The sequence below is a fragment of the Bradyrhizobium sp. USDA 4354 genome, assembly GCF_054060315.1.
The window spans coordinates 7292340-7313507 of record NZ_JBSSDC010000001.1; the positions used below are offsets into that span (position 1 = coordinate 7292340).

General features: G+C 64.1%; 19 protein-coding genes and 1 tRNA gene. 13 read left to right on the forward strand and 7 right to left on the reverse strand.

Going from position 1 to position 21168, the window contains the following annotated elements:
* Positions 1 to 13: 13 nt before the first annotated feature.
* The 5 genes from ACVIIV_RS33870 to ACVIIV_RS33890 all read left to right on the forward strand — a co-directional run bounded on the left by ACVIIV_RS33870 (position 14) and on the right by ACVIIV_RS33890 (position 3399).
* A complete protein-coding gene (locus ACVIIV_RS33870) occupies positions 14 to 940 on the forward strand; it encodes an alpha/beta fold hydrolase (RefSeq protein ID WP_456748063.1) in 927 nt (308 codons plus the stop codon).
* Positions 937 to 1551 (forward strand): hypothetical protein, encoded by a 615-nt coding sequence (locus ACVIIV_RS33875; protein WP_456748064.1) that lies wholly within the window; start codon positions 937 to 939, stop codon positions 1549 to 1551. Before ACVIIV_RS33870 ends, ACVIIV_RS33875 begins: the two co-directional genes overlap by 4 nt.
* A 66-nt stretch (positions 1552 to 1617) precedes the next feature.
* Positions 1618 to 2271 (forward strand): CoA transferase subunit A, encoded by a 654-nt coding sequence (locus ACVIIV_RS33880; RefSeq protein ID WP_456748065.1) that lies wholly within the window; start codon positions 1618 to 1620, stop codon positions 2269 to 2271.
* A 4-nt stretch (positions 2272 to 2275) separates the two neighbouring features.
* Positions 2276 to 2926 (forward strand): 3-oxoacid CoA-transferase subunit B, encoded by a 651-nt coding sequence (locus tag ACVIIV_RS33885; protein WP_456748066.1) that lies wholly within the window; start codon positions 2276 to 2278, stop codon positions 2924 to 2926.
* Between the two features lie 14 nt (positions 2927 to 2940).
* Positions 2941 to 3399 (forward strand): MaoC family dehydratase, encoded by a 459-nt coding sequence (locus tag ACVIIV_RS33890; protein ID WP_456748895.1) that lies wholly within the window; start codon positions 2941 to 2943, stop codon positions 3397 to 3399.
* A gap of 67 nt (positions 3400 to 3466) precedes the next feature.
* On the opposite strand, the gene fabI is transcribed toward ACVIIV_RS33890, so the two are convergent.
* The 6 genes from fabI to ACVIIV_RS33920 all read right to left on the reverse strand — a co-directional run bounded on the left by fabI (position 3467) and on the right by ACVIIV_RS33920 (position 10284).
* The gene (fabI, locus tag ACVIIV_RS33895) at positions 3467 to 4255 is read right to left on the reverse strand and encodes an enoyl-ACP reductase FabI (protein ID WP_456748067.1); all 789 of its coding nucleotides are present in this window, start codon (positions 4253 to 4255) and stop codon (positions 3467 to 3469) included.
* Positions 4252 to 5466 carry an acetate/propionate family kinase gene (locus ACVIIV_RS33900; protein ID WP_456748896.1) on the reverse strand — a complete coding sequence of 405 codons (1215 nt, stop codon included), beginning with the start codon at positions 5464 to 5466 and terminating at the stop codon, positions 4252 to 4254. Before ACVIIV_RS33900 ends, fabI begins: the two co-directional genes overlap by 4 nt.
* A 5-nt stretch (positions 5467 to 5471) precedes the next feature.
* Positions 5472 to 6434, reverse strand: coding sequence for a phosphate acetyltransferase (locus ACVIIV_RS33905; protein ID WP_456748068.1), 963 nt, complete (start codon positions 6432 to 6434; stop codon positions 5472 to 5474).
* A gap of 29 nt (positions 6435 to 6463) precedes the next feature.
* Positions 6464 to 8683: a DUF3141 domain-containing protein gene (locus ACVIIV_RS33910; RefSeq protein ID WP_456748069.1), complete on the reverse strand. Its 2220-nt coding sequence runs from the start codon at positions 8681 to 8683 to the stop codon at positions 6464 to 6466.
* Between the two features lie 63 nt (positions 8684 to 8746).
* Positions 8747 to 9799: an AI-2E family transporter gene (locus ACVIIV_RS33915; protein ID WP_456748070.1), complete on the reverse strand. Its 1053-nt coding sequence runs from the start codon at positions 9797 to 9799 to the stop codon at positions 8747 to 8749.
* A gap of 32 nt (positions 9800 to 9831) precedes the next feature.
* Positions 9832 to 10284, reverse strand: coding sequence for a DUF2254 family protein (locus tag ACVIIV_RS33920; RefSeq protein ID WP_456748071.1), 453 nt, complete (start codon positions 10282 to 10284; stop codon positions 9832 to 9834).
* Between the two features lie 127 nt (positions 10285 to 10411).
* Here ACVIIV_RS33920 and ACVIIV_RS33925 point away from each other — a divergent pair, with 127 nt between their 5' ends.
* Positions 10412 to 10882: a DUF1622 domain-containing protein gene (locus tag ACVIIV_RS33925; protein ID WP_456748072.1), complete on the forward strand. Its 471-nt coding sequence runs from the start codon at positions 10412 to 10414 to the stop codon at positions 10880 to 10882.
* A gap of 110 nt (positions 10883 to 10992) precedes the next feature.
* On the opposite strand, the gene ACVIIV_RS33930 is transcribed toward ACVIIV_RS33925, so the two are convergent.
* Positions 10993 to 11067, reverse strand: a tRNA-Gln gene (locus ACVIIV_RS33930).
* Positions 11068 to 11344: 277 nt separating this feature from the next.
* On the opposite strand from ACVIIV_RS33930, the gene ACVIIV_RS33935 reads away from it, so the two are divergent.
* The 7 genes from ACVIIV_RS33935 to ACVIIV_RS33965 all read left to right on the forward strand — a co-directional run bounded on the left by ACVIIV_RS33935 (position 11345) and on the right by ACVIIV_RS33965 (position 21165).
* On the forward strand, positions 11345 to 13120 hold the full coding sequence (locus ACVIIV_RS33935) for an acyl-CoA dehydrogenase (protein WP_456748073.1): 1776 nt from the start codon (positions 11345 to 11347) through the stop codon (positions 13118 to 13120).
* Between the two features lie 146 nt (positions 13121 to 13266).
* Positions 13267 to 14922, forward strand: coding sequence for a bifunctional metallophosphatase/5'-nucleotidase (locus ACVIIV_RS33940; protein ID WP_456748074.1), 1656 nt, complete (start codon positions 13267 to 13269; stop codon positions 14920 to 14922).
* 133 nt (positions 14923 to 15055) lie between these two features.
* Positions 15056 to 15985 (forward strand): histone deacetylase family protein, encoded by a 930-nt coding sequence (locus ACVIIV_RS33945; RefSeq protein ID WP_456748075.1) that lies wholly within the window; start codon positions 15056 to 15058, stop codon positions 15983 to 15985.
* A gap of 73 nt (positions 15986 to 16058) precedes the next feature.
* Positions 16059 to 16310 (forward strand): exodeoxyribonuclease VII small subunit, encoded by a 252-nt coding sequence (locus tag ACVIIV_RS33950; RefSeq protein ID WP_027516568.1) that lies wholly within the window; start codon positions 16059 to 16061, stop codon positions 16308 to 16310.
* A 619-nt stretch (positions 16311 to 16929) separates the two neighbouring features.
* Entirely contained in the window at positions 16930 to 18858 is a 1929-nt protein-coding gene (gene dxs, locus ACVIIV_RS33955; RefSeq protein WP_456748076.1) for a 1-deoxy-D-xylulose-5-phosphate synthase, read from the forward strand.
* Positions 18859 to 19190: 332 nt separating this feature from the next.
* Entirely contained in the window at positions 19191 to 19925 is a 735-nt protein-coding gene (locus ACVIIV_RS33960) for a TlyA family RNA methyltransferase (protein ID WP_456748077.1), read from the forward strand.
* A complete protein-coding gene (locus tag ACVIIV_RS33965; RefSeq protein ID WP_456748078.1) occupies positions 19918 to 21165 on the forward strand; it encodes a class I SAM-dependent RNA methyltransferase in 1248 nt (415 codons plus the stop codon). The genes ACVIIV_RS33960 and ACVIIV_RS33965 overlap by 8 nt, the downstream gene beginning before the upstream one ends.
* Positions 21166 to 21168: the final 3 nt, after the last annotated feature.

Consider the following 21168-nt stretch of genomic DNA (forward strand, 5'->3'; position numbering starts at 1 on the left):
CGGGATCGCCGCAATGCCCTTCCTCAGCCACGGCTCGTATCGGATCCGCTACGAGCTGGACGGTCCTGCCGACGCGCCGGCCTATGTGCTGGTCAACGGTCTCACGCAGTATGCCGAGCTGTGGACCGCCTATCGCGATGCGCTCATCGCACGGCGATTCCGCGTCGCAACGTTCGATCTGCTTGGTCAAGGCGAGTCCGACAAGCCCGCCCTCTTCATCAGCCAGGACGATCAGGTTGCGGCCCTGCACCTTCTGATCCAGGAGCTCGGCAGCGGGCCCGTGTTCCTGAGCGGCATCAGCTTCGGCGGTCTGATCGCGCTACGCTATGCCATTGCACATGGCGAGCGATTGACCGGACTTGTGCCGATGAGCTGCTTTGCGGAGCTGCCACCGCAACTCTTCCTGCTCGGCAACGCGCTGCGCACCGGCCTGATCCTCGGCGGCACCAGCTACCTGCAGGATCTGCTGTTGCCGATGAATGTCTCCGATCGATGGCTGGCGCCGGTGCTGGACACACTCGACAGCGTGAAGCGGCAGGGCTGGCTCGTGAACGACGTCTATGCCCTGCAGAACCTGATGGAGTCTTTCCTCGATTTCCAGCCGCTGACGCCGCAACTGCCGTCGATCGGCATACCGACGATGATCCTGAACGGCGAGTTCGATTTCCTCACGCCACGTGCGCTGCACGAGACATTGCGCGTTCAAATTCCCAACAGCAGCCTCGTCATCATCCCCCGTGCCTATCATGCCTTCACGCTGGAGAAGCCGGCACTGACCGCCGATTTGCTCGTCCGCTTCGCTGGCGACGTGATGGCCGGACGCTGGCAGGGCAACAAGTCGGTCTGGATCGCCCCGGACGATGCGGGCGGCGATCTCATGCCGTTTCCTGCCGGTTACGATCATCTGCGTGCGGTCCCCGTGCAGGGAGCGATCGCATGAACGCGTTCTTCGGTCCGCTCGATTCCGGCGGCCGCGTGCCTGCCGGGCAGCAGACCCGCGTCGCGAGCTTCCTGATCTCAGCCCATGGTGCGCTCGGGCGTCGCTTCGCTCTCGCCTTGCCTCTAAGGCTGGAATCGGCCTGGCAGACCGAATTGAACGCGCAGTTCTACAACGAGTCCGAGATCGTTTCCCTGCTCCTGCGCGCAACCAGTTGGACACCGGACATCGCCCTCGGCTATCTGGCAGCGGCCTGGGAGACCGCTTGGTTTCCCGCACCGGCGGATGACATTCCAGATCGGACCCTCGCGCTCGCCGTGGATCTTGCCACGCTCGCTCACGCCGTTCACGCCGGCATCAGGCCGGCGGCGCTGCTCCCGGTGGAGGCGAATCCGAACGATCCTTTCGCAATGGCGCTCCGGCGCGTCGAGTTCGAGAGCGGCCGGCTGCTGCAGGCGCAAATCATGTTCCTGAAGGGCGAAAGCCTCGTGCCGTTTCGCGATGCCGTGAGCGCCGCGCTCGAACGGCGCCACGCCGAGATGCGCAAGCTATGGCGCGAGATGCTGGGGAGCATCGGCATTGTTTCGCGCAACGAGAATGACGCGAAGCCTTGACCCAAATCAAAGGATTGCGCCCACCGCCCGCCAACATTCCGCGGACGAACCGATCGGAGTTCCACCATGAGGGCCGTATCCGTCGAAGAAGCCGTCGCGATGATCCCGACTGGCGCGAGCGTCATGATCGGCGGCTTCATGGGCGTCGGGACGCCGGAGCGATTGCTCGACGAGCTGGTTCGACAGAAGAAGAGCAATCTCACGATCATCAGCAACGACGCGGCCACGCCAGGTAAGGGGGTCGGCAAGCTATTTGACGCGACGCTGGTGGCGCGGCTGACCGCCACCCACATCGGCCTCAATCCGAAGGCGCAGCAGCAAATGCTGTCGAACCAGGTCGCGGTTGATCTCATTCCGCAGGGCACTTTTGCGGAGCGCATCCGCGCCGGCGGCAGCGGCTTGGGCGGTGTGCTCACGCCGACCGGAGTCGGCACGCTGGTTGCTGAAGGCAAGCGCCAGATCGAGGTCGACGGCAAGCCGTATCTGCTCGAAACCGCGCTGCGCGCGCAATTCGCGCTGGTGCATGCCTTCCTCGCCGACTACCTCGGCAATCTCGCCTACGCCCTGACCTCCCGAAATTTCAATCCGGTGATGGCCATGGCGGCCGATACCGTGATCGTGACCGCGGAGCACATCGTACCCGTGGGTGTCATCGCACCCGACCATGTCGTGACACCGGCACCGCTGGTCGACTATCTCATTACGAACCCTAACGGGTGACATCATGGATGCACAGGAGATCATCGCCCGGCGGGTTGCACGGGAGCTCAAGTCCGGCAACCTCGTCAATCTCGGCATCGGCATTCCGACGCTCGTCGCCAACTATGTCTCGCCCGAGTTGAAGGTGTTCTTCCAGTCCGAGAATGGGCTGATCGGCACCGGCCCCATTCCCGAACAGGGACTGGAGCATCCCCTGCTGACCGATGCCGGAGGCCGACCGATCAGTGCGCTCCCGGGTGCAAGCACGTTTGACAGCGCGATGTCCTTCGCATTGATCCGCGGCGGCCATGTCGACGTCACCGTGCTTGGCGGTCTGCAGGTCGACGCAGACGGGCACCTCGCCAACTGGATGATCCCCGGCAAGATGGTGCCCGGCATGGGTGGCGCCATGGATCTGGTGAGCGGCGCCAAACGGGTCATCGTCGCCATGCAGCATGCGGCCAAGGGCAAGTCGAAGATTGTCAAGCAGTGCAATCTGCCCCTGACGTCCAGCCGGCCGGTGAGCCTGGTGGTCACTGACCTCGCGGTGATCGGCTTTCCGAACGGCAAAGCGACCCTGATCGAGACCGCTCCCGGCGTCAGCGTCGGCGAGGTCATGGCAGTCACCGAGGCCGAACTCATCGTCGGCGACACCGTCCCTGAAATGAAGATATGAGCGGGCAAAGCAGTATGCGGATATTCAGCGACTTCAAAGAGATCAAAGCGGCCGTCGGCACCGAAATCGGGATGAGCGACTGGATCGAGATCACCCAGGAACGGATCAACCAGTTTGCAGAAGCGACCTGCGACGAGCAATGGATTCACGTCGATCAGGAGCGCGCCAGGAAAGAAATGCCCGGCGGCAAGACCATCGCCCACGGGCTGTTATCGCTCGCGCTCGCGCCGCTGTTCATTCGATCTGTGATCGGCCTGAAGGGCTTGCGCAATACACTCAACTATGGCGCGGACCGGATCCGCTACCTCGCGCCCGTGCCGGCAGGATCCAAACTACGAGGACGCGTGACCGTCGCGGAAGCCGAGGATGTACCGCCCGACGGCCTGCGCGTGAATTATCATCTCGTGATCGAGATCGAAGGCGGTACGAAGCCGGCCTGTGTCGCCGAGCTGATCGCGCTGCATTATCGCTGAGACACCGTAGGCACCAGAGCCTTCGCCTCACAAGCCGGTCAGTAAGGGCGTCGATAGCCGGCCCCGCTCAATCTATGATGTGATATCCGCCATCGATGTAGAGCACTCCACCGGTCATGAGCTTGGCGCCGTCGAGCGCCAGGAACGCGGTGGCGTTGCCGACATCGTCGATGCTCACCAGGCTGCGCGCCGGCGCTTTGGATTGCGCCTTGTCCATCAACTCGTCGAACTCGGGAATGCCCGAGGCCGCACGGGTGGCCAACGGTCCCGGCGAGATCGCATGAACCCGGATGCCCTTCGGTCCCAGCTCGGCCGCCGCATAACGAACCGCCGATTCCAGCGCCGCCTTCGCCACACCCATGATGTTGTAGTTTTCGACCACCATCTGGCTGCCGTAATAAGTCATGGTGAACATCGTCCCGCCGTTCTTCATCAGCGGCTCAGCCAGATGCGCCATCCGCAGGAAGGACCAGCAGGAGACCTCCATGGTCTTGAGGAAGCCCTCGCGGCCGACGTCGACGACACGGCCGTGCAGCGCTTCCTTGGGCGAGAAGGCGATCGAGTGCAGCAGAAAATCGAGCTGCCCCCACTCATTCGCGATCCGTTCAAAGACCTGCTCGGTTTGGCCTTCGACCATGACATCGAGCGGCATGAAGATCGGCGCTTCGAGCGCCTGCGCGAGCGGCTCCACGTGCTTCTTTGCACGGTCATTCAGATAGGTTACCGCTAGCTCGGCCCCGAGCGCGCGAAACGCCCTGGCGCAGCCCCAGGCGATGGACTGATCGTTGGCGATACCGACGACGAGCCCCTTCTTGCCCTTCAGGGCAACCTTGGTCTCCGGATACACGGGAATCATGACACCCTCTCTTGTCTGGGGTTGCTCGATGGTGTGTTCATCAGCAGCGACAGCGTATGCTGCGCAATCATCAGCTCTTCATCGGTCGGCACCACGTAGACTGGAATGAGGCTGCCGGGCTGCGAGATCAGCCGCGCGTGGCGTGAGTTTTGGATGGGATCGAGCGCGGCTCCGAGCCAAGCGAGCTGCTCGACCACGCGGGCACGAATGGTTGCGGAATTCTCGCCGATCCCGGCCGTGAAGACGAAGGCATCGACACCTTGCAGAGCGGCCGCCAGCATCCCGGCGTTGAGGCCGATCCGATAGGCGAAATAGTCGATCGCGAGCTTTGCTTTGGGATCCTCGCTTTTTTCCAGCTCGCGCATGTCGTTGCTGACACCGGAGAGGCCTTTCAACCCGCATTCGCGATACAGGAAATCCTGCACGCCCGCGGCCGATATGCCCTTCTCGGCCATGAGGTAGAGCACGACGCCGGGATCAAGCTGGCCCGGCCGCGTTCCCATCGGCAGACCGTCCAGGGCGGTGAAACCCATCGTGCTCTCGACGCTGCGCCCGTCCTTCATCGCGCACATCGAGGCGCCGCTGCCGAGGTGAGCAACGATCACTCGACGCTTTGCGATTTCAACCGCAACGCTCGGCAGGGTTCTGGCGATGTACTCATAGGACAGGCCGTGAAAGCCGTAGCGTCGCACGCCCTCCGCATGAAGCTGATGCGGGATCGCGTAATAGTCCGCCAGGGCACCGTGCGTGCGGTGAAACGCGGTGTCGAAGCAGGCGACCTGCGGCAGCGTTGGGAAATTCGTCAAGATCGAGCGGATTGGCGACAAATTGTGCGGCTGGTGCAGCGGTGCAAGATTGATGAAGCGCTCCAGCCGGGCCACCACGCCATGGTCGATCAAGACCGGCTTGTCGTAGTCCGGGCCCCCATGCACCACCCGATGTCCGACCGCAATCGGGTGAATGCGAAGCTCCTCGCGCAGCCACTCGCCGGCGACGCCCATTGCAGTTGAAACGTCCGGCACTGCCTCGATCGGATAGGCGCGGTCGGCAATGGGATCGTCCGCCGCGCCGCTTGCCTTCAGCCGCGGACGGCTGCCGATGCCATCCATCTGGCCCTTGATCTGTCGCCGCAGACGGCCCTCACCCTCGACCGAGAAGATCTGGAACTTGACACTCGAAGAGCCGGCGTTGACGACGAGGATCGTATCCATGGGGATCACGCGGCTATCGTTGGAGCATGCTGGCGACGCGCGTTGGCGTAAAGCGATGCCACCGCGCACGAGGCCATTCGCGCACGCGGCGTATCGGCCCGCGAGGTCAGGACGACCGGCACCCGCGCGCCGAGCACGATGCCGGCGCCATCGGCCTTGGCGAAGTAGGCGAGGTTCTTCGCCAGCATGTTGCCGGCCTCGAGATCGGGAACGACGAGGATCTGCGCCCGGCCTGCGACCTCGGACTTGATGCTCTTGATGCGCGCCGCCTCAGGGTCGATCGCATTGTCGAACGCCAGCGGCCCGTCGAGCACGCCGCCGGTGATCTGACCGCGATCAGCCATTTTGCAGAGCGCAGCCGCCTCGATGGTCGATGGAATCTTGGAGGTGACGGTCTCGACCGCTGACAGGACGGCGACTCGCGGCGCCTTGCCGAACCCAGCCTGGGTGTAGAGATCGATCGCATTCTGGATGATGTCGCGCTTGGCGTCGAGGTCGGGAAAGATGTTGATGGCGGCGTCCGTCACGAACAACGTCTCCGCATAGGCCGGCACGTCCATGACGAACACGTGGCTGATCCGGCGATCGGTGCGCAGACCTCCGGCCTTCGCGGTGACGGCCCGCATCAGCTCGTCAGTGTGCAGGCTGCCCTTCATCAGCATCTCGCCTTTGGCAGCATGGATCAGCTCGACCCCTTTGGCGGCAGCGTCCTCGCTATGCGCGGCATCGACGACCTCGAACCCAGAAATATCGAGACTGAACTTTCTGGCCGTATCTTTGACCTTGCCTTCGGGCCCGACCAGGATCGGCCGGATGATCCCGGCTTGTGCGCTGTCGACGGCCCCACGCAGCGAAGTCTCGTCGCAGGGATGCACCACGACGGTTGGGACCGGAGGGACGGCCTTGGCTGCCGCGATCAGCCGATCATACTTGCTGGAGGATTGCGATTGCCCGGTTTCGGCTGCCATGATGCTGCTCCCGATCCTCTGAACGGCCGTTACGATGCCTTCGCCTGGTCGAAAGGGGCAACGTTGCTCTCGCTCCCCTCTCCCGCCTCAACGCCAAGAAGCGCCGCAATACGCTGAAGGCGCCTTGCGGGCTCACCGACAAGCTCGCCGCTGGCGGAGAGCACGTCCCGCATCGACTCGAACAGAGCCCGGCGCTGATTGATGTCGTCAGGCAGCATTTTCGGGATGGCTGCGAGGGCTCCCTCCTTATCCAGGAGCAGCATGAAGAACTGCTCTCGGACCAGCATCTTGAACTCGGAGAGCGACAGGCGAGGCCCACTGTAGTCCCGTCGCGCGCGGCGGAGCGCCTCGATGCTGCGCTCGTCGACCATTCCGCGTGCCGAGCCGATGTAGAGCAGGCTTCGAATGGCCGCCTCACGAGGACCACCCTCGCCGATCCTTGATCTCAGTTCGGCAATCCGCTTCTCGAGCATCGCCCGGTGCTCGGCGGACATTTCCCGACGACGCGACGGCTCCGATTTTGGATCGATCCCCAGCGCTGCCTGCACGGCCGGCGATCCGTACAGATTGAGAAAGACCGTCTCGCTCAGCGCCTCGGTTGCGTCGCGCCAGCTATCGAGCGCGTGAACGATCTGCTTGGACATCTGCTCCTGAAATGCCAGGAACGGATTGTCCTTCGACACCGGCTTGCGCTTGTCCTCGATCTCCTCTGCGGCCGACCTGACAGTGGCCATCAGCGGGTTCTGGCTGCTGAAGGCCTCATACTGCAGCCGCAATGGATGCAGGTTGCGCATCGTTTCCGCCACTTGCGGGCTCACGACGTTCTTGATCCAGGGCTGGACGAACTTCCGGTAAGCCGCGAGATTGATCTCGGAGACGCGCTTTGCGGCGGCGAAACGCCGTTCGTCCTCGGGCGAATTGGCACCCATGGCGCGGATATCGTCGAGGGTCCGCGCCTCGCAGCGCATGACCCATTGGCCGACGACCATATCCGAGCTCGTGGTCTCTTCGCCCTTGGCTTCGAAAGTGGCCTCATAGAGGCCGGGCGGCAACACGTCGATCAGATCGATGTTGCTCGAAAACTCGGCGTGTTCCTTCTTGGCGATGCCGCCGGACACGAAGATGCCGAGATGGCCGACACTCTGGTGGACCGTATAGACGATCGTCTGCCCGTAAGCCCTGATTTCATCGACATCGGCGTAACAATCGAGGATCCAGTCCAGCGCCTGCTGAGGCGGGGTGATGTTGTCCCCCTCAGAACAGAATACCACGATCGGCGAGCGGATATTGCGCAGGTCCACCTTCCTGCCGTCGGACATCTCGATCTTGCCCGCGGCCAGATTGTTGCCGATGAAGAGTTCATCGACGATGAACTGGATTTCCTCCGCGTTCAGATTGACGTGACCGCCCCACCAGCGTTCGAACTCGAGGTAACGGTCCGCCTCGGTGTCCACCTTCGAATAGACGTTGTACTGCTTGGTCCAGAGCGTGTTGGACGGATTCTGGTTCTCGAAATTCTGCACCAGCCAGGCGCCGTCGAACTTGCCCGCGCCGAGATCGCAGGCGAGCGCCGTCAGCCAGCTTCCGCCCAGAAGTCCGCCCGAGTAACGCATCGGATATTTGCCGTGCACGCCGGCCCAATAGGCAAGCGGCGCACCGGCAATGATCAGTGGCCCGAACAGTTCCGGCCGCAACGACGCCAGGATCATCACGGCCCAGCCGGCCTGGCAATTGCCGATCACGCAGGGCTTGCCATCGGCCTTGGGATGCAGGCTGGTGACCTTCTCGATGAACAGCGCTTCGGCGCGGGCGATGCGCTCGATCGTTTGCCCCGGCATCGGCTCCGGCAGGAAGCCAATGAAATAGCAGGGATGACCCGCCTTCATCGCGACGCCTATCTCGCTGTCGGCCTTGAAGCCGCCGATGCCCGGACCGTGTCCGGCGCGCGGATCGACCACGATGAATGGCCGCCGCTCCAGATCAATCTCGATGCCCTTCGGCGGAATGATGCGGACCAGCGCGTAATTGACCGGTTCGTCAAGCTTGCGGCCGTCGATGATCAGTTCGGCGGCATATTGCAGGACGTGCGGAGCCGTCTGCGCGACGTGCTCGCGATACTGGTCCCCGCGCCGGCGCATGATGTCCAGGAACAGCACACTGCGCTGCCCGGCATCGACCAGATATTCGACCGCCGAGGCGACGAGCCCGGACATGGGACCACCCGGGAGACTTGGAGTTTCCATCGACATGTTCCGACCTCTCTTATCCGCCCTTCATAGAGAGCCCGTGGCGAGGAGATACGTTGACTTAGGTCAACGGTCGGACGCATTGCGGGCCGCGCCGGAACGGTCGGTAGCAATCCAAGCCACCGTCAGCTCCCAAGCCACCGACAAGACTATCGGTCCGATGAACAGGCCGATAATCCCATGCGCGAAGGTCCCGCCGATTACACCGACCAGGATCACCAGCGTCGGGGTGGTGAGTCCTCGGCCCATCAGCAGCGGTTTCAAGACATTGTCGAGCAGACCGACAACGACCAGAAACAGCGTCAGCGGAACTGCCGTGGTGACGTCCTTGGCAGTCCAGATCCAGATGATCACGGGCAGCATGACGATCGCGGCACCGACCTGCACGATTGTGAGCAGCAGCACGATGAATGCCAGAAGACCGGCGATCGGGATGCCTGCCAGCTTGAAGCCGATACCGGCCAGCAGAGCCTGGATGACCGCGATACCTATCACGCCTTGGGCCACCGCGCGGATGGTCGCGCCCGCCAGATCCAGGAAGTGTTCGCTTTGCTCGGGGACGATCCGCGACAGGAATCGCCGTCCAGCGGCCACAAGCAGCGGTCCGTACGGCAGCATGAATCCAGCCACTGCGACCGACAGCAGAAACTTGATCGCGCCAATGCCGGCATCGCCCGCAAACCCGAGGAGCGTTCCGGCCAGCGGCTTCAGATAAGGGGTCACCTGGCGCAGCACCGAGCGGATGTTCGACGACGCCTGGTCCCAGAATTCGTAGAGCGCCGATCCGACCAGCGGCCAGCTCTTGACCGCCTCTGGCGGAGACGGGATCTTGAACTCGCCGGCAATCAACTGCCCGGCAAAATCCTGGATTCCTTCGACCGCGCCGATGCCGAGCCACGCCGCCGGCCCGATGAGGATTGCAAGATTGACGACAGTGAGAAGCCCGGCTGCAAGCTTCGGCCGGCCGCCCAGGATCTTCGCCAACCTGACGAAGACGGGGTTGAATGCGACGGCCAGCACCATGGCCCATGCGAGGATCGTTCCGAACGGGCGTAACAGAACAAGCGTCCAGGTGATCAACAGAGCCAGCGATCCGAGGCGGATGACGAGCCGGATCAACTCGTCCCCCGAGAAAAGCTGGCGTAGCGACCTCACGGGCGCACCTCGCCTTCGTGCTTCTTCAGCCAGATGTTGATGCTCACCAGGAGCACCCAGAACGGAAAGACGACGAGGCTCCGGTCGATATAGTAGCTTCCGATGAGAAGGACGGCGGCGACTGCATACCCGCCATAGGCCAGCCAACGCGGCGTGAGCCCCGTGTAGAGGGCGATCGTCGACGTCGTCATCATGAACACGGAAGCGGTCTTGACGAGATAGATGTTGACCATTTCGTACGCCAGGCCGCGGCCGAAATGGAAAGCGATCGAGAACACGATGCCCGTCAGCGCCATCATGCCCGAGGCAACCGCGGACAGGTAAGCCTGGGCCGAGGACGTCGACAGATTGAGACCGACAGCCAGAAACGTGGATTCCAGGCGCGGCACCACAAAGCCGGCGGCGACACTCGCAATCGCGTAGAGCGTGGGTATGAGCCAAAGCTGCATGCCACTTCCTTAACAATGCACGAATTCCGCCGCGTTGGGCTCCGTGGACGCAGCATCTTCGCGATTGCCAGCGGTTTGTTGATCTTGATCAAGGGTGCGTGGCGCACGCGCGGATCAATGAGGGTTCATGGGCGGACGCAACGCTCCTCGCGACGGCGCGCCGTGCGCGCAACGAAGACACTGGATCATGAATTCCGCCGCCGATCATGCGCCCTCCTTCGAGACCGCGGCCAGCCAATGGATTCACCTCGTCGGCGTCGGGATCGAAATTTTCGGAGTCTTCATCATCGTCGCGGGGATCATCTGGTCGGCCCGATACATTCTTGGGCGAAACGTCCCGTCCCGCTATGACACCAACAAGATCAGTATCGGACGATCGCTGTTGCTTGGCCTCGAGGTGCTGGTTGCCGCTGATATCGTGAAAACGATTGCGATCGAGCTGACCTTCGTGAGTCTCGGCCTGCTGGCCGGATTGGTCGTGGTCCGCACCTTCCTGAGCTGGACACTGACACTCGAAATCGAAGGCCGCTGGCCGTGGCAGCCGGAGCGCGCGTCCATGAACCGAGCCCAAGGTCGAGAAAAGCACTCACCCAATTAGGTGTTTGCTGGCTCTAACATCTCGCGCATCAGGACATTGATTTCCAAACGCGGTCGGGAAAATTGGCAGGAACAGAGCTGCTTACCTGACGAACGCAGCAGCTTGAGGGCTGGCTGGGGCGGGAGGGATCGAACCTCCGAATGGCGGAATCAAAATCCGCTGCCTTACCGCTTGGCTACGCCCCAACTGGCGACCGGGAATGGCGGAGACACGGATTACCGCAGATTCCCTTTGGTCGCAGCCGGTCTATAGGGAGCGGCGCGGCATTTCAACCGCCTGGAGGGGCAAAATACCCTTGGCATACCCTTGGCATACCCTTGGCGCGATCGGCTGGCGGCCCACACTCTATTCTAGGCTCCAATGGCCGCCCCGTTCCGGCCCGGCCAGCCCGACGTCCCGGCAGTTGAGACTGCCCCCGTTTCATGGGAATACGGCGCCAATATTTGTCCTCGGGAGTGAGCCATGACCTACCGCGCACCGATTTCTGACATGCTGCTGTCGCTCAACCATGGCGCGGGCCTCAAGGCCGCCGTGGAGGCCGGCCACTATGGCGATTTCGACGCCGACCTCGCGGCCGCCGTGCTGGAGGAAGCCGGCAAGTTCGCTTCAGATGTCCTGGCGCCGCTCAACAAGGTCGGCGACGAGCACGGCATCAAGCTCGAGGGCGGCAAGGTCACGACCGCGCCGGGCTGGCCCGACGCCTACAGGCGCTGGACCGAGGGCGGCTGGAACGCGGTGTCCGGCCCCGAAGATTTCGGCGGCCAGGGCCTGCCGCTCGCGATCAACGCCGCCTGCACGGAGATCTGGAGCGCCGCCAATGTCGCCTTCGGCCTCTGCCCGCTGCTGACGGCCTCGGCGATCGAGGCGCTGGAGGCGCATGGCAGCGACGAGCTGAAGAAGATCTATCTCGAAAAGCTCGTCTCCGGCGAATGGACAGGCACGATGCAGCTGACCGAGCCGCAGGCCGGCTCCGACGTCGGCGCGCTGCGCACCCGCGCCGAAAAGCAGGCCGACGGCACCTATCGCATCAAGGGGACGAAGATCTTCATCACCTATGGTGAGCACGACATGACCGACAACATCGTGCATTTCGTGCTGGCGCGTCTGCCCGATGCGCCCGCCGGCACCAAGGGCATCTCGCTGTTCCTCGTTCCCAAGTTCATGGTCAATGCGGACGGCTCGCTGGGACAGCGCAACGACATCTATGCCTCCGGCGTCGAGCACAAGCTCGGCATGCATGCTTCACCGACCTGCACCATGACCATGGGCGATCATGGCGGCGCGATCGGCTTTTTGATCGGCGAAGAGAATCAGGGCATGCGCTGCATGTTTACGATGATGAACCAGGCCCGTCTTGGCGTCGGCCTGGAGGGCGTCGGCGTTGCCGACCGCGCATATCAGCAGGCGCTGTCCTACGCCCAGGAGCGCAAGCAGGGGCGCGCAGTCGGCAAGACGGGTGACGGCTCGGATGCGATCTTCGTGCATCCCGACGTCAAGCGCATGCTGATGCGGATGCGGGCGCAGACCGCGGCCGCGCGCACCATCTGCTATGCGACCGCCGTCGCGATCGACGTCTCCACCCGCGCCAAGGACGCGAAGGTGCGCACTGAAGCGGCCGCACGCGCGGCGCTGCTGACGCCGATGGCCAAGGCCTATTCCACCGATATCGGCAACGAGGTCGCCTATCTCGGCGTGCAGGTGCATGGCGGCATGGGCTTCATCGAGGAGACCGGCGCGGCCCAGCACTACCGCGATGCCCGCATCACCGCGATCTACGAGGGCACCAACGGCATCCAGGCGATCGATCTCGTCACGCGCAAGCTCGCGGCCAATGGCGGCGCGTCGGTGTGGGCGCTGATTGACGAGCTCTCGGCAACCGTCAAGCAGGTCGAGGCCTCCAACGATCCCGCCTTCGGCACCACGGGCACTAAGCTGCGCGAGGCGCTGGAGGCGTTGACACGCACCAGCAAATGGCTGCTGGAGCGCGTTGCGTCCGCACCGAACGAGGCGCTTGCAGGTGCGACGCCCTATTTGCAGCAGTTCGGCGCCACGCTCGGCGGCTGCCTCCTCGCCTCCGAGGCGCTCGCCGCCAAGGCCGAAGGCCTTGGCGATGCGCAACGCTACGTCTCGCTGGCGCGCTTTTTCGCCGAGAACATCGCGGTGCAGGCCGGCGCGCTCGAGCGCACCGTGACGGAGAGCGCGGAGTCGGTCGCGGCGGCGGATGCGGTGCTGCTGTAGGCAGCGCGCTACCGCGCCGTGACGGGAGGCCCCTCCTCAGTACGCTGCACCACCGCCATCGCCGCGGCACCGAGCGTGCGGCAAACGCGCGGTGCTTCAACAAGAGGATTCGTGAAATCTTTGCGCTGAAGGTCTAGTCTTATTCCATGCGATATCTCATCGGCCTGACCCTTCTCGCGCTGACCTGCGCCCTTCCCGCCTCTGCCCAGACCGCCGCCCCCGTCGAGCTGCGCATCCTCGCGATCAACGATTTTCACGGCAATCTGCGGCCGCCGCCGGGCGGCATCCGCATCAATGACCCTGAAGACAAATCCAAGAAGGTGATGGTGGCGGCCGGCGGCGCCGAGTACATGGCGACGCTGGTGAAGCAACTGCGCGAAGGGCACAAGAACACCATCTTCGTCGCCGCCGGCGACCTGACCGGCGCGAGCCCGTTTCTGTCGGCGATGTTCCACGACGAGCCCTCGATCGAGTCGCTCTCGATGATGGGCCTTGCGATCAGCTCGGTCGGCAATCACGAATTCGACGAGGGCAAGTCCGAGCTTCTGCGCATGCAGAACGGTGGCTGCCATCCCGTCGACGGCTGCCAGGGACCGCATCCCTTTGCGGGCGCCAAATTCCGTTATCTCGCGGCCTCCACCGTGGAGACCGCGACCGGCAAGAGCGTGCTGCCGCCCTACGAGATCCGGGAATTCGACGGCGTCCCGGTCGCCTTCATTGGGCTGACCTTGAAGGAGACCGCCGGCATCGTCTCGCCCGCAGGCATTGCCGGCCTCGAATTCCGCGACGAGGCCGAGACGGTGAACGCGCTCGTGCCGCAGCTGAAGTCGCGCGGTGTCGAGGCGATCGTGGTGCTGATCCACCAGGGCGGCGAGCCCGCCGGCGACTACAATGAATGCCCTGCCATCACGGGGCCGATCGTCGACATCGTCAAGAAATTCGATCGTGCCGTCGATGTCGTCGTCAGCGGCCACACCCACCGCGCTTATGTCTGCGATATCGATGGACGGCTCGTCACCAGCGGCGACAAATACGGCACGCTGGTCACCGCGATCGACCTCAAGCTCGATCCGGCAACGCGCGATATTGTCAGCGCCAAGGCCGAGAATGTCATCGTCGCCAATGCTTCGCTGGCGAAGGATTCCGAGCAGTCCGCGCTGATCGAGGCCTACGACAAGCTGTCGGCGCCGATCGCCAACCGGCCGGCCGGTTCGGTGACGCAGACGCTGTCGCGCGTGCCGAACGAGGCCGGCGAAAGCGCGCTTGGCGATGTCATTGCCGACGCGCAATTGCTCGCAACCCGCGATGCGAAAGATGGCAGCGCTGTCATCGCGCTCACCAATCCCGGCGGCATCCGCACCGACATCGTTCCGAAGGAGAACGGCGCGATCACGTTCGGCGATGTCTTCGCCAGCCAACCGTTCCGCAACCGCCTCGTCACCATGACGCTGACGGGCAGCCAGCTCAAGGATATGCTCGAGCAGCAATGGCTGGACCCGAAGCGGCCGCGGATTCTCCAGGTGTCGAACGGGTTCAGCTATACCTGGGATGCATCAAAGCCATTCGGCGAGCGCGTCAGCCTGGAGAAGATGACGCTCAACGGCAGGCTGATCGAACCTGGAAGCGGCTACCGCGTCACGCTCAACGATTACCTCGCCGTCGGCGGAGACGGGTTTAGCGTCGCCAAACAGGGCTCGGCGCCGCAATATGGCGGCTACGACGCGGACGCGCTGTTCGCGTTCTTCCGGGCGCACGGACCGATCGGTCCGCTGCCGCCCACCCGCATCCTGCGCGTGAATTGATCCGGATCAAACGGGCCGGATCGGGACGACCCTTTGCCATTCCCGGCCAAGCGCTTAGATTGGCTTTTGCATTGCGTTTTGGCGCCGGATGCGCCAACGACGTCAAAAGCCCGCATCCCATGAGGCCGACCTGATGAGCACGCTTCTCCTTTCCCATAAGGCCTGCCTCGACCATGTCACGCCGCCGGGACACCCTGAGAGGCCGGATCGTCTGCGCGCGGTGGAAGAAGCTTTGTCGCATGAGCGCTTCCAGTTCCTGGCGCGCGAGCAGGCGCCGGAGGGCGATCTTGATCTCGTCACGCTCTGCCACAACGAGCATTACGTCACTGAGCTACGCCACATCGCGCCGACCAGTGGGCAGGTCTATATCGACGGCGACACCTCGATGTCGCCGGGCACGTGGGAAGCGGTGATGCGCGGCGTCGGCGGCGCGGTTGCGGCGACCGAAGCGGTGATGGCGGGCGAGCACCGCAACGCCTTCGTCGCGGTGCGCCCGCCCGGCCATCACGCCGAGATCGGCAAGCCGATGGGCTTCTGCTTCTTCGACAATGTCGCGATCGCCGCACGCCACGCGCAGCGCAAGTACGGCATCAAGCGCGCAGCCATCGTCGATTTCGACGTGCATCACGGCAACGGCACGCAGGACATCTTCTGGTCGGACCCGACCGTGATGTACTGCTCGACGCACCAGATGCCGCTGTTCCCAGGCACCGGCGCGAAGAGCGAGCGCGGCGATCACGACACCATCGTCAATGCGCCGCTGGCTTCAGAAGACGGCGGTCCCGAATTCCGCTCCGCGTTCGAGAATTTGATCCTGCCGCAGCTCGAAAAATTCAGCCCCGAGCTCCTGATCATCTCCGCCGGCTTCGACGCGCATTATCGCGATCCGCTGGCCTCGCTGAACCTGCGCGCGGAGGATTATGCCTGGGTGACGCGCCAGCTGATGGATCTCGCCGACAAGACCGCCGGAGGCCGCATTGTTTCGGTGCTCGAGGGCGGCTATGACCTGCAAGGACTGAAAGAATCTGTTACGGCGCATGTCGGCGCCCTGATGGGCGCTTGACGCACCCGCCACATTACGCCCGCAAAACTCTGGTTTCTCCAGGGTGAATCGAATCGGGCAATCGGAAACGGATATGGCCGAAAATACTCAAATCGACGTCTCCAGGCTCACCTTCGAGCGCGCGATCGAGGAACTCGAAACGATCGTGAAGCGGCTCGAAGACGGCAAGGTGCCGCTCGAGGAATCCGTGACGATCTACGAGCGCGGCGAGGCCCTGAAGCGGCGCTGCGAGGAATTGCTGCGCCAGGCCGAGGCACGCGTCGACAAGATCACCACCGATGCCAGCGGCCAAGCCACGGGCACCGCGCCGCTCGACGTCCAGTAATAGTGAAGCCGAGACTTTCCCGTTCAGTCTCCTGACGGTGCAGGGCCCCGCAGACGTTTTCACGGGGACGTCGCCGGCGCATCGTTTTCAGGATCGCACGGCGCCGTTCCCGGGAGATATCGCGGTTCCGTGCCGGCGAATCGATGCCGTCCCAGGTTCCAGAATCGGCCGCTGAGGCCCAAAAAGCTTCGATTCAGGCAAAAAAGCCTGCCAAGGAACCGAGCAAGGCCGGAACCCCTTATCCCGGGCCACGGTTAACCACTCTGGCCCGCCAGTTGCACCTGCATACCCCCAATCGGTCCGGCGGGTTGGCTTTGGCCCAAGCTTTGGTGTAAAGCTGCGCGGAGTGTGGCTTTTTGCAAGCCTTGCGTGGGCACCGATTACCGACGACAAGCGCTTCAAACTGCTAATGAAATTGGCTTGGGACGGACGAAGCCGATCTAAGTGACAGGGATCACAGAGACTGAACCGGAGCGCACTTAAGCTTACCTAAGCTTGAAGACGGGGCCTTGCCCCGTGCAGGTGGCTCCGACGGTTTGAGGACTCGCGCTGCGCCGATATTGTGCAAACCCATCGCGCACCGGAATGACCTTCCGGCGCTGACAAATTGGAAATCGCCGTGAACGCATACAGCAAGACGCCGCTTCTCGACACCATCCGGACGCCGGAAGACCTGCGCAAGCTCAAGGTCGAGCAGGTGCGGCAGGTGGCCGACGAGCTGCGACAGGAGACCATCGACGCCGTCTCGGTGACCGGCGGTCACTTCGGCGCGGGCCTCGGCGTGGTCGAGCTCACCACCGCGATCCACTATGTCTTCGATACGCCGCGCGACCGGCTGATCTGGGACGTCGGCCACCAGGCCTATCCGCACAAGATCCTCACCGGCCGGCGCGACCGCATCCGCACGCTGCGCACTGGCGGCGGCCTGTCCGGCTTCACCAAACGCAGCGAGAGCGACTACGATCCGTTCGGTGCGGCGCATTCCTCGACCTCGATCTCCGCCGGCCTCGGCATGGCGGTGGCGCGCGACCTCTCCGGCGGCAAGAACAACGTTATCGCCGTGATCGGTGACGGCGCGATGTCGGCCGGCATGGCTTATGAGGCCATGAACAATGCGGGTGCGATGAACTCGCGCCTGATCGTCATCCTCAACGACAACGACATGTCGATCGCGCCGCCGGTCGGCGCCATGAGCGCCTATCTGTCGCGCCTCTATTCGGGCAAGACCTATCGCACGCTGCGCGATGCGGCCAAGCAGATCAACAAGCGCCTGCCCAAGATCCTCGCCAACCGCGCCAATCGCGTCGAGGAATATTCCCGCGGCTTCATGATGGATGGCGGCACGCTGTTCGAGGAGCTCGGCTTCTACTATGTCGGCCCGATCGACGGCCATAACCTCGACCATCTTCTGCCTGTGCTGAAGAACGTCCGCGACATGGAGACCGGCCCGATCCTGGTCCACGTCGTGACGCAGAAGGGCAAGGGCTACGGCCCGGCGGAAGCTTCCGCGGACAAGTACCACGCCGTCGTCAAGTTCGACGTCGCGACCGGCACCCAGGCCAAGGCCAAGCCGAATGCGCCGGCCTATCAGAACGTGTTCGGCCAGAGCCTCGTCAAGGAAGCGCAGAAGGACGACAAGATCGTCGCCATCACCGCGGCGATGCCGTCGGGTACCGGCGTCGACATCTTCAACAAGGCCTTCCCCGACCGCACCTTCGACGTCGGCATCGCCGAGCAGCACGCGGTGACCTTCGCCGCAGGTCTTGCTTCCGAAGGCTACAAGCCGTTCTGCGCGATCTACTCGACCTTCCTGCAGCGCGGCTACGACCAGATCGTGCACGACGTCGCGATCCAGAACCTGCCCGTCCGGTTCGCCATCGACCGCGCCGGCCTCGTCGGCGCCGACGGTGCGACTCATGCCGGCTCGTTCGACAACGCCTATCTCGGTTGCCTGCCGAACATGGTGATCATGGCGGCGGCGGATGAGGCCGAGCTCGTGCACATGGTGGCGACCCAGGTCGCGATCGACGACCGTCCGAGCTCGCTGCGCTATCCGCGCGGCGAAGGCCGCGGCGTCGAGATGCCCGAAGTCGGGATTCCGCTCGAGATCGGCAAGGGCCGCATGATCCGTCAGGGCAGCAAGATCGCCCTGCTCTCCTTCGGCACGCGCCTCGCCGAATGCGAGAAGGCCGCAGACGAGCTCGCCGCCCACGGCCTGTCGACCACGATCGCCGATGCGCGCTTCATGAAGCCGCTGGATACCGAGCTGGTGCTCAAGCTCGCGCGTGATCATGAGATCCTGATCACGATCGAGGAAGGCTCGGTCGGCGGCTTCGGCTCGCATGTCGCGCAGTTCCTGACCGATCAGGGCGTGCTCGACACCGGCATGGTCAAGTTCCGCTCGATGGTGCTGCCCGACGTGTTCCAGGACCACGACACCCCGGCGGCGATGTACGGCCGCGCCGGCCTCGACGCCAAGGGCATCGTCGCCAAGGTGTTCGAGGCGCTCGGCAAGGACGTGAAGGCCGAGACGGTCAAGCTGGCTTGATGGTTTCACCTCTCCCGCCTGCGGGAGAGGTCGACGCGCAGCGTCGGGTGAGGGCTTTCTCCTCTTGAGGGTTCTTGCTTGCGGAGACACCCTCTCCCCAGCCCTCCCCCGCGAGCGGGGGAGGGAGCAGAGCATGCGCTGTGGCTCGCACCTTGATTCCAAATATTTCGCCATTCGCTTCATTGAATGTCGGCCGAGTCAGCTGCTCGCTGGTGACGCCGGCCACGATGTCCATCGATGTCCGGCACGATCTGGCCGCGTTCGAGCTTGCGTCCGGATGGCGGCCGCGTGATTGATCGCTACATTAGCCTTTTCATCGTCCCGGAGACCCGATGCCCCCTCCCCGCAAGCGCGCGGATGTATTGCTGGTCGAGCGCGGCCTGTTCGAGAGCCGGGCGCGGGCACGCGCGGCCATCGAAGCCGGGCTCGTCACGGCCGACGACAAGCAGGTCTCGAAACCGTCGGAGACGATCGCTGAGGACGCGGTGATCCAGGCCGAACCCGCGCACCCCTACGTCTCCCGCGGCGGCGTCAAGCTCGCCGGGGCGCTGGAGCGCTACACGATTGATATCGAGGACCATGTCTGCCTCGACGTCGGCGCCTCCACCGGCGGCTTCACCGAGGTGCTGCTGGCGAACGGTGCGAGCCTGGTGTTCGCAATCGATGTTGGCAGCAGCCAGCTGCATCCCTCGCTGCGCAATCATCCGAAGATCGTGTCGATGGAGGAGACCGACATCCGCAGCTATGAGGGCAGGCGCCTGCCGGTGCGGCCCGATGTCGTCGTCATCGACGTCAGCTTCATCTCGCTGAAGACGGTGCTGCCGGTGGCGCTGTCGCTGGCGGCCGCGCCGATGAGCTTGCTGGCGCTGATCAAGCCGCAATTCGAGGCGGACCGGAAGCACAACAAGAAGGGCATCATCCGCGACGCCGCCGTGCACCAGGAGATCTGCGACGACGTCGCGGCCTTTGCCGCTTCGCTCGGCTGCACCGATATCGAGGTGTTCCCCTCGCCGATCACGGGCGGCGACGGCAATATCGAATTCTTCCTGGGCGCGCGCCGTGGTTGAGCGACTGACCATCGATCATGTCGGCCATCGCGGTGACGGCGTCTGCCTCGACGCCGGCGAAGCTATCTATGTGCCCTACGCGCTCGGCGGCGAGACCGTCGAGGTCGATCACGTCGTGGGCCACCATCCCGACCGCCGCAAGCTGCTCGCGGTGGAGGTCGCAAGCCCCGAACGCATTGAGCCATTCTGTCCGCATTTCGGCGTCTGTGGTGGCTGCGCCATCCAGCATTGGGCGGCTGAGCCGTATCGCGCCTGGAAACGCAATATCGTGGTGGAAACGCTGGCGCAGGCCGGCATCGATTGCGAGGTGGCGCCGCTGGTCGATGCCCACGGCGCCGGCCGCCGGCGCATCACGCTGCACGGCCGGTTCGGCACGCACGACATCCTCAAGGTCGGCTTCTCCGCGGCGAGCTCGCACGACGTCATTCCGATCCATCGCTGCCCCATCCTCGATCCCGCACTCGACGGCGCGCTCGATGCCGCCTGGGCGCTGGCCGAGCCGCTGACCTCCAGGATGCCGGTGACGAAGCCGCTCGATATCCAGGTCACCGCGACCGCCAACGGCCTCGACGTCGACGTGCGCGGCTCCGGCCCGCTGCCGACGCCGCTGGTGACGGCGCTGTCGCGCGTCGCCGAGCAGCATCGCCTGGCACGACTGACGCGGCACGGCGAGCTGGTGCTGCAACGCCTGCCGCCGACGGTGAAGATGGGCCGCGCCGAAGTGACGCTGCCGCCGGGCTCGTTCCTGCAGGCGACGGCGGCGGGCGAAGAGACGCTTGCGGCCCTCGTCACTGAGCGCATCGGCAAGGCCAAGGAGGTCGCCGATCTCTTCTGCGGTGTCGGCCCGTTCGCTCTGCGGCTCGCCGAGAAAGCCCGCCTCACCGCCTATGACAGCGATGCCGGCGCCATCACGGCCCTCGTGAAAGCCGCGCGTACACCGGGCCTGAAGCCAATCAAAGCCGAGCCGCGCGACCTGTTCCGCCGCCCCCTGGTGCCGCAGGAGCTGCGCGACGTCGACGCCGTGGTGTTCGACCCGCCGCGCCAGGGCGCCCAGGCGCAGGCGTTGAAGCTCGCCGCGAGCAAGGTGCCCGTCGTGATCGCGGTGTCCTGCAACGCCGCAACCTTTGCACGCGACGCGCGGCTGCTGATCGACGGCGGCTTTCGGCTGGAGGCGGTGGTGCCGGTCGATCAGTTCCGCCACACGCCGCATGTGGAGCTGGTGGCACGGTTCGTGCGATAGGCT

Excerpts from the sequence above, each read along its gene's own strand:
- fabI (WP_456748067.1), bottom strand. The coding sequence starts at position 4,255 with ATGATTCCCGTGTATCCGGAGACCAAGGTTGCCCTGAAGGGCAAGAAG.
- ACVIIV_RS33950 (WP_027516568.1), top strand. The coding sequence starts at position 16,059 with ATGGCCGAAAATACTCAAATCGACGTCTCCAGGCTCACCTTCGAGCGC.
- ACVIIV_RS33880 (WP_456748065.1), top strand. The coding sequence starts at position 1,618 with ATGAGGGCCGTATCCGTCGAAGAAGCCGTCGCGATGATCCCGACTGGC.
- ACVIIV_RS33870 (WP_456748063.1), top strand. The coding sequence starts at position 14 with ATGCCCTTCCTCAGCCACGGCTCGTATCGGATCCGCTACGAGCTGGAC.
- ACVIIV_RS33890 (WP_456748895.1), top strand. The coding sequence starts at position 2,941 with ATGCGGATATTCAGCGACTTCAAAGAGATCAAAGCGGCCGTCGGCACC.
- ACVIIV_RS33875 (WP_456748064.1), top strand. The coding sequence starts at position 937 with ATGAACGCGTTCTTCGGTCCGCTCGATTCCGGCGGCCGCGTGCCTGCC.
- ACVIIV_RS33905 (WP_456748068.1), bottom strand. The coding sequence starts at position 6,434 with ATGGCAGCCGAAACCGGGCAATCGCAATCCTCCAGCAAGTATGATCGG.
- ACVIIV_RS33945 (WP_456748075.1), top strand. The coding sequence starts at position 15,056 with ATGAGCACGCTTCTCCTTTCCCATAAGGCCTGCCTCGACCATGTCACG.
- ACVIIV_RS33900 (WP_456748896.1), bottom strand. The coding sequence starts at position 5,466 with ATGGATACGATCCTCGTCGTCAACGCCGGCTCTTCGAGTGTCAAGTTC.
- ACVIIV_RS33960 (WP_456748077.1), top strand. The coding sequence starts at position 19,191 with ATGCCCCCTCCCCGCAAGCGCGCGGATGTATTGCTGGTCGAGCGCGGC.
- ACVIIV_RS33935 (WP_456748073.1), top strand. The coding sequence starts at position 11,345 with ATGACCTACCGCGCACCGATTTCTGACATGCTGCTGTCGCTCAACCAT.
- ACVIIV_RS33920 (WP_456748071.1), bottom strand. The coding sequence starts at position 10,284 with ATGCAGCTTTGGCTCATACCCACGCTCTACGCGATTGCGAGTGTCGCC.
- ACVIIV_RS33885 (WP_456748066.1), top strand. The coding sequence starts at position 2,276 with ATGGATGCACAGGAGATCATCGCCCGGCGGGTTGCACGGGAGCTCAAG.
- ACVIIV_RS33925 (WP_456748072.1), top strand. The coding sequence starts at position 10,412 with ATGGGCGGACGCAACGCTCCTCGCGACGGCGCGCCGTGCGCGCAACGA.
- ACVIIV_RS33910 (WP_456748069.1), bottom strand. The coding sequence starts at position 8,683 with ATGTCGATGGAAACTCCAAGTCTCCCGGGTGGTCCCATGTCCGGGCTC.
- ACVIIV_RS33940 (WP_456748074.1), top strand. The coding sequence starts at position 13,267 with ATGCGATATCTCATCGGCCTGACCCTTCTCGCGCTGACCTGCGCCCTT.